This window comes from Streptomyces sp. NPDC040718, assembly GCF_055593565.1.
This window is the reverse complement of the sequence record NZ_JBVIXO010000003.1, coordinates 589,357-600,345: the sequence shown is the minus strand read 5'-3', so window position 1 is coordinate 600,345 and position 10,989 is coordinate 589,357. Positions and strand designations below refer to the sequence as shown.

Annotated in this window: 8 protein-coding genes; 4 read left to right on the top strand and 4 right to left on the bottom strand. The window is 75.5% G+C overall.

Translation table 11 applies throughout. The features are described from left to right. Nucleotides 1-240 precede the first annotated feature (240 nt). Nucleotides 241-1,161: a glycoside hydrolase family 19 protein gene (locus ACZ597_RS11480; RefSeq protein WP_471327942.1), complete on the top strand. Its 921-nt coding sequence runs from the start codon at nucleotides 241-243 to the stop codon at nucleotides 1,159-1,161. Nucleotides 1,162-1,179: 18 nt separating this feature from the next. On the opposite strand, the gene ACZ597_RS11475 is transcribed toward ACZ597_RS11480, so the two are convergent. From ACZ597_RS11475 to ACZ597_RS11465, 3 genes are all read right to left on the bottom strand, one after another. Continuing rightward, a complete protein-coding gene (locus ACZ597_RS11475; RefSeq protein ID WP_471327940.1) occupies nucleotides 1,180-3,936 on the bottom strand; it encodes a helix-turn-helix transcriptional regulator in 2,757 nt (918 codons plus the stop codon). A gap of 238 nt (nucleotides 3,937-4,174) precedes the next feature. Beyond that, nucleotides 4,175-5,950 (bottom strand): S8 family peptidase, encoded by a 1,776-nt coding sequence (locus ACZ597_RS11470; protein ID WP_471327988.1) that lies wholly within the window; start codon nucleotides 5,948-5,950, stop codon nucleotides 4,175-4,177. 406 nt (nucleotides 5,951-6,356) lie between these two features. Then, nucleotides 6,357-7,091: a DUF1838 family protein gene (locus tag ACZ597_RS11465; protein ID WP_471327938.1), complete on the bottom strand. Its 735-nt coding sequence runs from the start codon at nucleotides 7,089-7,091 to the stop codon at nucleotides 6,357-6,359. Nucleotides 7,092-7,353: 262 nt separating this feature from the next. Here ACZ597_RS11465 and ACZ597_RS11460 point away from each other — a divergent pair, with 262 nt between their 5' ends. The 3 genes from ACZ597_RS11460 to ACZ597_RS11450 all read left to right on the top strand — a co-directional run bounded on the left by ACZ597_RS11460 (nucleotide 7,354) and on the right by ACZ597_RS11450 (nucleotide 9,749). After that, the gene (locus ACZ597_RS11460) at nucleotides 7,354-8,334 is read left to right on the top strand and encodes a DUF1996 domain-containing protein (RefSeq protein ID WP_471327936.1); all 981 of its coding nucleotides are present in this window, start codon (nucleotides 7,354-7,356) and stop codon (nucleotides 8,332-8,334) included. 84 nt (nucleotides 8,335-8,418) lie between these two features. Continuing rightward, nucleotides 8,419-9,021 carry a sigma-70 family RNA polymerase sigma factor gene (locus ACZ597_RS11455; RefSeq protein WP_471327934.1) on the top strand — a complete coding sequence of 201 codons (603 nt, stop codon included), beginning with the start codon at nucleotides 8,419-8,421 and terminating at the stop codon, nucleotides 9,019-9,021. Continuing rightward, nucleotides 9,018-9,749 carry a zf-HC2 domain-containing protein gene (locus ACZ597_RS11450; RefSeq protein WP_471327933.1) on the top strand — a complete coding sequence of 244 codons (732 nt, stop codon included), beginning with the start codon at nucleotides 9,018-9,020 and terminating at the stop codon, nucleotides 9,747-9,749. The genes ACZ597_RS11455 and ACZ597_RS11450 overlap by 4 nt, the downstream gene beginning before the upstream one ends. Before the next feature lie 47 nt (nucleotides 9,750-9,796). Here ACZ597_RS11450 and ACZ597_RS11445 read toward each other — a convergent pair whose 3' ends face one another. Beyond that, nucleotides 9,797-10,972: an alpha/beta hydrolase family protein gene (locus ACZ597_RS11445; protein WP_471327931.1), complete on the bottom strand. Its 1,176-nt coding sequence runs from the start codon at nucleotides 10,970-10,972 to the stop codon at nucleotides 9,797-9,799. Between the last annotated feature and the right edge of the window lie 17 nt (nucleotides 10,973-10,989).

Sequence of the window (10,989 nt, the reverse complement as noted above, 5' to 3'; positions counted from 1 at the left end):
CCTCGCCTCACTCGGAAGGACACTCCCTCCCCTCCCCCTACCCCCTCCCCCCCCACCCTCCCCCCCCCTCCCGAGAGTCCCCTTCCCTTCCCCCCCCCCCCCCCGCTCCGGCACGTTCCGGGCTCCAAGGGCAAAGGATTTGGTCTAGACCTTGACAGGTCCAGACCACTATCGGTTCAGTGGCGGTAGTTGTCGCCCCCACCTTCCCGCGACAATTCCCCCCACCGCAGGAGCAGTTACGTGATACGCACGCTTCGCCGCCGTACGCTCTCCCTCGCCGCCGCGGCCGCCGCGACCCTCGGCCTGGCCCTCGCCCTGCCCGCCTCCCCCGCCGCCGCGGCCCCCGCCTGCGCCGGGGCGTGGAGTTCCTCCGCCGTCTACACGGGCGGCGCGAGCGCCTCGTACGGCGGCCACAACTGGCAGGCCAAGTGGTGGACCCAGGGCGAAACGCCCGGCACCACCGGGCAGTGGGGCGTCTGGTCGGACCAGGGTGCCTGCGGCGGCGGGGGCCAGGACCCCGACCCGGGCACCGGCAACCCCTCGGGCTTCGTGGTCAGCGAGGCCCAGTTCAACCAGATGTTCCCGAACCGGAACCCCTTCTACACCTACAACGGGCTGGTCGCGGCACTCTCCGCGTACCCCGGCTTCGCCAACACCGGCGACGACACCGTCAAGCGGCGCGAGGCGGCCGCCTTCCTCGCGAACGTTTCGCACGAGACGGGCGGGCTGGTGTACATAGTGGAACAGAACACCGCCAACTACCCCCACTACTGCGATGCTTCCCAGCCCTACGGCTGTCCCGCCGGCCAGGCCGCGTACTACGGCCGCGGTCCCATCCAGCTGAGCTGGAACTTCAACTACAAGGCGGCGGGCGACGCCCTCGGGATCAACCTGCTCGCCAACCCCTACCTGGTGGAGCAGGATCCGGCCGTCGCGATGAAGACGGCGCTCTGGTACTGGAACACCCAGAACGGCCCCGGCACGATGACCGCGCACGCGGCCATGGTCAACGGGGCGGGCTTCGGCGAGACGATCCGCTCCATCAACGGGGCCCTGGAGTGCAACGGCGGGAACCCGGCGCAGGTGCAGAGCCGGGTGAGCAAGTACCAGAGCTTCACCCAGCTGCTGGGCGTCACCCCGGGGAACAACCTGAGCTGCTGACGGCGCGGAAGTCCGGGCTCACTGGCCGCGCAGCGCCGTGGCCAGCTGGGCCCGGGAGCGGACGTCGAGCTTCTGGTAGATCCGGGTGAGCCGGGCCTCCACCGTCTTGACGCTCAGGAAGAGCTTCGCCGCCGCCTCCTGGTTGCTCGCTCCCCCGGCGACCAGGAGGGCGAGCCTGGCCTCCGCCTCGGTCAGGGCGGCCACCCCGGGATGCGGGCCGCAGCTCTCGGGCGTGTTCTCCCGGGCGAGGTCCAGCCAGGGCCCGGCTCCGGCGGCCTCGAACAGCTCGGCGGCGGCCCGCAGGGCGGCCCGGGCGGGGGCGCGGCGGCGGCGCCGGCGTTCCACCCGGGCCAGCGCGAGCAGGGTACGGCCGCGTTCCAGGGGCAGTCCGAGGGCGCCGAACCGCTCGGCGGTGGCCTCCAGCAGGGCGACGGCCGGCTCCGGCTCGCCCCGCGCGGACAGGCACAGCCCGCGGGCCCGGTCCAGGGCCGCGAGCACGGTGGTCCGCCCGAGGGAACGGGCCACGGGGGTGACCCGGTCCAGCAGATCGGCGGCCGCTCCGGGCGCGTCGGCGGCGACCAGCGCCTCGGCGAGCTCCCCGTGCCAGCGCAGCACGGAGGGGTCCACCACTTGCTGGGCCTCCTCCAGGGCGGCGACCCTGCTCAGGGTGGCGACCGCCTTCGCGGCCTCACCGGTGGCGAGTTCCACGGTGCCGAGCGCGTACAGCCCCCGGGACAGGAAGACCTGGTCGCCCTCCTCCTCCGAGGCCCTGATCCCCCGGCGGGCGTAGGCGGCGGCGCGGGCGAAGCTCCCGCCGGCGGCCTCGGCGGTAGCGGCCACGTACCAGGCCGGACCGGGTGAGAGGCCCGCCTCGATGGTGAGCTCCAGGGCGCGGCGGGCGTGGGCGGCGCCGCGGACGCAGCGGCCGCGGCGCAGTTCGGCCTCGGTCATGCTGCGCAGCACCTCGAAGACGTCCTCGGCGGAGCCGGTGCGCTGGACGGCGGGCAGCAGCACGAGGAGCTGGCGCCGGGCGTCGGCGAGCCGGTCGTCGAAGAGGGCGTGGCGGACGGCGAGGAACTGGGGGGCGTTGCGCATGCCGAGGGGGACCTCGGGGGCGGGCAGGGCGAGGGCCTCGGCCAGGATGTCCTCGGCGTCGGGGTCGCCGAGGATGCGGCCCATCCGGGCGCGGACGGTCAGGGCCATGGCTTCGGCGACCTGGTCTCCGCCGGCCTTCGCGAGCGCTCCGGCCTCGGCGGCGGCGTCGCGGGCGCGGACGGGGTCGCCGTCGCCGATGTTGTGCTTCCAGGCGATCCGCAGCTGGACGGCGGCCTGCAGGGCGGGGTCCCCGGCGGCGTCGGCGACGGCGTGGGCGATGGTCTCGTCGAGGTCGGCCAGGGCCTGCCCGGCGGCGTCGATCACCGCGAGCCGGGCCCGTACCCGCTGGGCGGGCGAGGCGTCGCGGGCGAGGACGGCGCGGGTGGCGCGGCGGGCGAGGTCGGCGCGGCCGGCCCAGCCGGCGTCCTCGGCGGCGCCGACGAGGCGGGCGAGCTCCTCTTGCGGGAGGGAGGCGGGGGTGCGCTCGGCGGCGAGCAGCCCGAGCTCGGCGGCCAGGGCCCGCTGGCCCCGGCGGCGGCAGGCGTCGGCGGCCCGGGTGATCTCGGCGGCGAGGTCCGCGTCGGGGGTGTCGACGGCGAGCGCGCGGTGGCGTACGGCCTGGACGGGGTCGTCCACGGCGGCGGCGAGCGCGGCGTGTCCGGCGGCCCGCTCGGGCCAGCCGGCGTCGGCGGCCAGGGCGGTCGGCAGCGCGCCGGCGGTGAAGGCGACGGTGCCGTCCTCGGCGACGGTGACCAGCGCGGCGCGTTCGGCCTGCGCGAGTTCCGCCTCGGCGTCGCGGCGTCCGGCCCGGCGCAGCAGGGCGGTGGTGGGGCGGACGGCGAGGGCGGCGAGCAGCAGGGTCGGGCGGGCCCGGCCGGGGGCGGCGGCGAGGAGCCGGCGGGCGACCTCGCGGGCCTGGCCGGTGACGGGCAGGGTGTCGGCGTGGTGGGCGCCGCCGCCCTGGCCGGCGGCGGCTTCGGCGAGGGAGTGGCCGAGGGCGAGGGCGAGGCGCGGGTTGCCGCCGCTGGCCTGGTGGATGCGGCCGGCGAGGCGCGCGGGCAGGCCGTGGCGGAGCAGCAGCTCGGCGACCTCGTCGGCGCCGAGCGCGGGGACGTGGACGACGGGGGTGCCGGGGCCGCAGAGGGATTCGGCGACGGGCGCGGCCTGGACGCATTCGGCGGCGAGGACCCGGACGCGCGGCGGGGTCAGGCGCAGGACGAAGCGGAGCAGGTCGGTGCTCTCGGGGTCGAGCCACTGGGCGTTGTCGAGGACGAGCAGGACGGGGCCGGGGGCGGCGAGGCTGCGGAGCACTTCGACGACGGCCAGGCGCAGGGCGACGTGGTCGCGGCCGGCGCGGGGGGCGTCGGCCTCGCGGCGGAGCAGGGCGATGGCGGTGCGCTGGGGTCCGGCGAGGCGGTCGAGGGTGGTGCGGGGGACGGAGGCGAGGAGGGCCGCTGCGGCGGCCTCGGGTATCTCCCGGTCGGCGGCCTCGGGGGCGAGGCGCAGGACGGTTTCGCGCCGCCGGGCGGCGGCGGCCGCGACGGCGCGCGCCACCTCGGTCTTTCCGGAGCCGGCGCATCCGGTGAGGACGGCGCGGCCGTGCGTGGTCAGCGCCCGGTCGACGGCCTCGATGAGTGCACCGTGTCCGACGTTGGTGTCAGCGTTCCCCGTCGCCGCCACGCACAGCCACCAGCCTTTCGCGCCCCTGCTCCTGTGCCCTTCCTGTGAGACGCGACAATACGAGGTCAGCCCCCCGACGGACCCGGATTGTGACGCAGAATTCAGTCAGGCGGCAGGAATGCGCGGCGGGCCTGCCGGTACGGGAGGTACCGGCAGGCCCGCGCACTTGGTTGGTCCGTACCATCGGTCCGTCAGATCGGAGTTGGGGGGCTCCGCCGGGACCGGTGCGGGACCGGGGTCAGAAGCCGAGGCTCCAGGAGTCGATCTTGCCGGTGTCGCCGCCCGCGTTGTCGTTCACACGGAGCTTCCAGGTGCCGTTCGCGACCTCGGAGGAGGCGTTGACGGTGTAGGTCTGGTTGATGTTGTCCGTGCTGCCGCCGGCCCGGTTGTGCAGGGTGTAGACGGTGCCGTCGGGGGCGACCAGGTCGACCTTCAGGTCACCGATGTAGGTGTGCGCGATGTTCACGCCCACCTGGAGGCCGGCCGGGGCGTTGCCGGTCACACCGGTGACGGTGATCGGGCTCTCGACCGTGGCGTTGTCGCCGATGGCGAAGTCCGCGGTGTTCTCGAAGGCCGGGGTGGGCTGGGTCGAGGTCACGGCGTTGACGGTCGCGGTGGCGTCGGCGAGGCCGGTGCCGCAGCCGCCGGTGCAGGTGCCGGCCAGCGGGCGGGCGTTGGCCTTGATGGCCGACTCGATCTGCGCCGGGGTCAGCGAGGGCTTGGCCGCGACGAGGAGGGCGGCGAGGCCCGCGACGTGCGGGGCGGCCATGCTGGTGCCCTGGTACGGCTTGTAGATCTCGGCGCCGGGGGTGGTGGTGCCGCCGTTCAGCGTGGAGAGGATGCCGTTCTCGGGGGTGGTGACGGTGCCGGGCGTGTCGGTGGCGCGGCGGGTCTCACCGCCCGGGGCGGCGACGTCGATGATCGCGCCGTAGTTGGAGTAGAAGGAGCGGTCGCCGGTGCGGTTGCTGGCGGCCACGTTGATCACGTTGTTGCAGCTGGCGGGCGAGAAGCCGGCCGCGTCCGCGTTGCTGTTGCCGGCGGCGACCACGACGGTGGTGCCGCGGGCGACGGCCGCGTTGATGGCGTTCTGGTAGCTCGCGGTGCAGGCGCCGGAGCCGCCGAGGCTCATGTTGATGACCTTGGCGGGGGTGGCGTTCGCCGGGACGCCCGCGACGGTGCCGCCGGAGGCCCAGGTGATGGCGTCGACGATGTCCGAGGTGGCGCCGCCGCACTTGCCGAGCACGCGGACGGGCTGGATCTTGGCGTTGTACGCGATGCCCGCGACGCCCTTGCCGTTGTTCGTCGCGGCGGCGATGGTGCCGGCGACGTGCGTGCCGTGCCAGGAGGAGTCGCTGGCCTTGGAGCCGGTGCCGCATTCGCCGGCCCCGCTCCAGTCGCCCTGGTCGGCCGGGTTGTTGTCGCGGCCGTTGCCGTCACGGGCGGCGGTGGAGCTGCTGATGAAGTCGTAGCCGGCGACGACGTTGGGGGCCACGTCGGAGTGGGCGACGTAGCCGGTGTCGATCACGGCGACGGTGACGCCGGAGCCGGTGGTCTTGTCCCAGGCGGCGGGCACGTTCATGCCGGCGGTGGGCTCGAAGAGGTCCCACTGCTTGGCGTACTCGGTGTCGTTCGGGGTGGCCATCGCGTAGGCGCGGGAGTCCGGCTCGACGTAGGCGACGTCCGGGTCGGCGCGGAACTGGTCCATCACCTTCGCGGCGTCGGCCGGGGCGGTCGCACCGCCGAGGTTGACGAGCGCGGCTCCGGTGCCGAGACGGCGGTCGAACTTCGCCTTCTTGCCGGCCTTCTGGCCCTTGGCGGCGGCGTCGTTCGCGGCCGCGTCGTTCGAGCTGGCCTCGGAGGCCGAGGACTTGTAGCCGACGATCAGGTTCTCGACCGGGGCGGCGGCGGGAGCGGCCGGGGCCGCGGCGGCCGGCAGGGTGGAGGCGGCCGGGTCGTTCGCGGGGGTCACGGCCACCGCGGAGGTGGCGGCGCCGGCGAGCAGGGTGACGGACATGGCCACGACGGATATGAGCCGACGTCTGGGTGCGTGCACGTTGTTCCCCTTTACGGGCCGGTTCCGGGCAGGCCGGAGCGGCCGGTGGGTGCAGTGTGGGAGGTGGAACAGGCGGAGGCGGGGCCTGGACGGGCTGGTCGAACCCGCCCCTGCCACCGCCGCGCGCCACGTCGCCCGGCCGCAACGGCGGGGCAGGGCAACGGCGTACCCGGCGATCAGCGCGTCCGCGGTCGTTTCACACCATGTGGGGTTGGTGCGGGGGCCGCCCGGGGCGCGGAAGATCGCCGGTGGGCAGACAGTAGGCAACGCGGGAGTGAACCCGATACGGGGAAAACCCTTGTCCGGACCCTGTGGGGCCCCTCCCCCTGCCGGGGGCCCGCCGGGGCGGGCGCGGGGCCGGGCGGGCTCAGCGGGGGTTGAGCCTGCGGAAGTACGTCCAGCTGGACTCGTTGGGCTCGGCCCACTTCTCCGGGGCGCGGGCGAACTCCGGGTGGTGGGCGGCGATGTACGCCCGGGTGCGCTCGGGCACCTCGGCGTAGGAGGCGAGCTTCACGCCCCGGCAGTGGAAGGTGAGGCCGCCGGGGCGCTGCCCCTGCTCCATCCAGGGCAGCCAGGGGGACATCCGGGTCCACGACATGGTGGCGGGGACGCTCGGGGCGTCGCCGGCGAGGGCGGCGGCGGAGGTGAAGAACTGGAAGAGCTCCAGGGCCCGGTAGGTGTCGTCGGCGGAGTTCAGCGGGTAGTCGGCGACGGGCAGCGGGGAGGGGTAGGCGAGCGGGATCTCCAGGCTGAAGCAGACCTGGTCGCCCAGTTCGGTGCGCGGGACGGGGAAGGGCCGCCACCGCTGGTTGGCCGGATCGTTCCAGACGTGGACCACGGGCTTCCCCTGCCAGGTCTCCAGGATCTCCCGAGTGGCGGGGTCGAGGTAGAAGGCGGCCTCGCGGGAGAGCATCCGGTAGCCGCCGCCCTCCTCGTCGGCCTCCAGCCGGGCGGCGTTGAGGCCCTCGAAGCCGAAGAGGCGGCGGTAGGGCTCGCCGGGGGCCCAGGAGTGGATGTCGCCGGTCCACCAGAAGACCGTGTCCCCGCCGTCGAGGGAGGCTCGGGTGCGGGCGAAGGCGTGCAGGAGCTCTTCCGGTGTCATACGAGAACTCTCGGGGCCGGGCCCTCGGCCGGACAAGCACCGGACGGGCCATCCTGCGGGTGTCCCCGGCCTGTTCGGAGCGTGTGGACGCGGGTGCGCACGCGGCCGCCCCTGGGGCGCGGGCCCGGGGACCGCTGTCCGGGTCCGGGTCCGGGCCCGGGCCGCTGAGCGGGGGCGGGCGGAACACCTCCGAACGCGCGGCGGCGCCATGGTGCGGACGCCCGGTTGACGGTCCGGCGCGGCAGCGGCGACCGTGACCGTCATGGGGAACGGAAACCGCCTGCTGGCACTGCTCGTCTGCCTGGTGCTGGGCGCCGGGCTGGCCGCCGCCGTGCTGGGCGCCTCGCGGGCGGCCGGCCCGCGCCACACCGGCGCCGCCGGCGACCGCGTGGACATCGGCGGCGTGCCGCCCGACCCCGGCCCTCCGCCGGCCGGGCCGGACGCCTCCACGGGCACCGTCACGGTCGACTGCGGGCGCAACGAGGAGGGCCACTGGAACGAGGACAACCTGGTGGTCTCGCCGGGCCTGCGGGCCGGCGCCCACCACACCCACGCGTACGTGGGCAACCTGTCCGCGGACGCCCTGTCCACCGACGCCTCGCTGTCCGCCGCCGCCACGAGCTGCACCGGCGGCGACCGTTCCTCGTACTACTGGCCGGTCCTGCGCCGCACCGACCGGCCGGGCGGCCGCGCCCACGAGGGTGCCGCCGGGCACGGCAACACGGGTGAGATCCTGCCCGAGGCCTCGGTGCGGGTCGAGTTCCGGGGCAGCCCCGTCGGCAAGGTGGTGGCGATGCCCCGCTTCCTGCGCGCGATGACGGGGGACGCCGTGGCGTACACGGCCGGGACGGACGCCGCCGTCCGGGCCCGCTGGGGCTGTTCGGGCTCCCCCGGCCGGTCCACGACGAGCTACCCGCGCTGCCCGGCCGGCGATCTGGTGACCCGTACGCTCGTCTTCCCCTCCTGCTGGAACGGGCTGGACACGGCCGCCGCCGACCACCGCTCCCACCTCGTGTTCCCCTCCGCCCAGGGGGTGTGCCCCCAGGGCACCTTCGCGGTGCCCGAGCTGCGGCTCTCGCTGGCCTACGCGGTGGCGCCGGGGGTGCCGATCGCCCTCGACTCCTTCCCGGAGCAGCGGCACAGCCCGAGGACTGACCACGCCATGTTCGTGGACGTGATGACCGACGGGCGGATGGGCGAACTTGTCGCCTGCCTCAACGAGGGCCGCGCCTGCCGGACGTGATGTGACACGGGTCACATGAACCGGCGGGGTCCCGCGGGCGTGTTCCGACCGCACGACGCGATACGAGGCGGACGGAGAACCTGTATGCCTGGACCACTGTGGCCCCGCAACAGGCGGGGCTCGACCGACGAGGCACTGATCAGGGCGGTGTACGAGGAGCACGGCAACGCCCTGCTCGCCTACGCCACCCGGCTGACCGGGGACCGGGCCGCCGCCGAGGACGTCGTCCAGGAGACGCTGATCCGGGCCTGGCGGCATTCCGAGGTCCTGGTCAACGGGAAGGGCTCGGTGCGCGGCTGGCTGCTCACCGTGACCCGCAACATCATCACCGACCGGTACCGGGCCAAGGCGGCCCGGCCGCCCGAGGTGTCCGGCTCCGCGGCCGCTCCCCCCGTCGAGGGGGACCACGCGGACTCGGTGGTGGACACCATGACGGTGCTCGGCGCCCTGGACCGGCTGTCGCCGGAACACCGGGACGTGCTGACGGAGTTGTACTACCGCCAGCACAGCGTCGCCGAGGCCGCCGACCGGCTCGGCATCCCGGCGGGCACGGTCAAGTCGCGCTCGCACTACGCGCTGAAGGCCCTGCGCGAGGTGTTCGGGGACGGCGCCGGTGACGGCGCGAGGAGGAGAGGAACCGGCCGGCCGCCCCAGCAGCCCGGCGGACTGCGGGAGGTGGTGGCGTGAACCGGCAGCGGCACGAGGAGGAAGTGGAACTGCTCGGCCCGTACGTGCTCGGCGTCCTGGACGAGGAGGAGGTACGGCGCGTCGAGGAGCACCTCGGCGACTGCGTGCGGTGCCGGGAGGAGGTGGCCGCGTTGCGCGAGATGGAGAGGGTGCTCGGGGAGGTGCCCGAGGAGGCCTTCCTCGACGGGCCCCCGCAGGGCGGGGACCTGATGCTCCAGCGGACCCTGCGCCAGGTGCGCGGGGAGCGGGCGTCGGCCGCGCGGTGGCGGGCCGGTGTGGTGGGTCTGGCGGCGGCGGCCTCGCTGGCGGCCGTGTTCTGGGCCGGGGCCCGGGTGGGCGCGGACGCCGGGAGCCCCGGGGCGCTGCCCCCGCCGCCGTCGCCGACCGTTTCGGCGGCGCCCTCGCCGCCGGTGGCGGGGACCCGGGTGGCCTCCGCGACCGACCCGGGTACCGGCGCGCGGATGACCGTGCAGCTGACGCCGGCCGCCAAGTGGGTGCGGCTGCGCGCGGCGGTGACCGGGGTGCCGGCGGGTGAGCGGTGCCGTCTGGTGGTGGTGTCCCGGGACGGTACGCGGTCCACGGCCGGCGGCTGGGTGGTGGGCACGGCGGAGCACGGTGAGGGCAAGGGCGCGGCCCTGGACGGCTCCGCGGCCGTTGACCCCTCGGACGTCAGGGAGGTCCTGGTGGTCAACGAGGCGGGCCGGACGTACGTGTCCGTCCCGGTGTAGCCGCCGGGTGCGGTACGGGGACCCGCGCGGGTCCCCGTACCGGCCCCTCAGGGGTTGTGGAAGCGGACCTCGGGGGTGTCGGCGCGGGGGCCGTCCAGGACCGGTGCGGGCTTCCCCTTCAGGTGCTGGTCGAAGAAGGCGGCGACGTAGGTCCGGGTCAGCTCGACGGCGCGGGAGCCGGACAGCGGTGCCGCGGGGTCGGACAGGCCGAACCGGTCGCGGAGGAAGGGGAAGTCGGTGGGTCCGAAGTGGTCGGTGCCGTCCACGGTGATCCAGCGCTTCCAGCCGTCGAGGTACGGCCACGTCCCCGACCAGTCCCCGTTGTGCTCGCCCCCGGGCGCGCTGGCGGCCGCGCCGAACAGCAGGAAGGGGCGGCCGCCGATCCCGGCGCCCGGGTAGGGGTCGGGCAGGCCGCCGTCCAAGTCGGCGCCCGCGCGGATCCGCCGGTCGGCGGCCATGGCCGACAGTGCGGCGGAGCCGCCCATGGAGTGGCCGCCCATGGCGATGCGCCCGGTGTCGATGAGCCCGGCGTGGCGCCACGCGGGGTGGCGGCCGGTGAGGCGGTCCAGGAGGAAGGAGACGTCCTTGGCCCGGACTCCCGTGACGGCCTGGTGGCCCCCCGGGGCCTCGGCCGGCCCACAGGCCAGGCAGGTGAGGATCCGGCCGCCGGGGAAAGCGGTGCCGGCGCTCTCGTAGGCGTGGTCGACGGCGGCGACGACGTAGCCTCTGGAGGCCAGGTCCTCGGCGAGCGAGGTGAGGGTGGCGCGGGACACGGTGAAGCCGGGCGACAGCACGATCAGCGGGTAGCGGCCCCCGACGGGCCTCGCGCCGGTGCGGGCGTGGGACCGGGTGGCGGCGAGGGCGGCGGGGTCGATGGCCTGGTCCAGCCCCCGGTCCGCGAGGAGCAGCCGGGCCTCCTCGGTGCTCAGGTACGGCGCGGGGACGCGGCCGGTGCCGCCCTGCGCGGGATAGCGCAGGGTGACCATCAGTTCGCGCGGGCCGGTCCCCGCCCAGGGGTCGGTCCTGCTGCGGTCGGTGAGGTGCAGTTCCTCCCGGCCGACCGCGAACCGTCCGGTGGGTGCGGGCAGTTCGGGGGCCGCGGCCGCACGGGTCCCGGCGGCCGCCGACGGGGCGGCGGTGGCGGCGGAGGCCGCCGTCAGCGGGAGCGGGACCAGGAGGGCGAGCAGGGCCGCGGCGGCCGCGGTGCGGGTTCGGATCTTCATGCGTCCCACGCTAGGCG

Excerpts from the sequence above, each read along its gene's own strand:
- ACZ597_RS11470 (WP_471327988.1), bottom strand. The coding sequence starts at position 5,950 with ATGTCCGTCACCCTGCTCGCCGGCGCCGCCACCTCCGCGGTGGCCGTG.
- ACZ597_RS11465 (WP_471327938.1), bottom strand. The coding sequence starts at position 7,091 with ATGACACCGGAAGAGCTCCTGCACGCCTTCGCCCGCACCCGAGCCTCC.
- ACZ597_RS11460 (WP_471327936.1), top strand. The coding sequence starts at position 7,354 with ATGGGGAACGGAAACCGCCTGCTGGCACTGCTCGTCTGCCTGGTGCTG.
- ACZ597_RS11455 (WP_471327934.1), top strand. The coding sequence starts at position 8,419 with ATGCCTGGACCACTGTGGCCCCGCAACAGGCGGGGCTCGACCGACGAG.
- ACZ597_RS11445 (WP_471327931.1), bottom strand. The coding sequence starts at position 10,972 with ATGAAGATCCGAACCCGCACCGCGGCCGCCGCGGCCCTGCTCGCCCTC.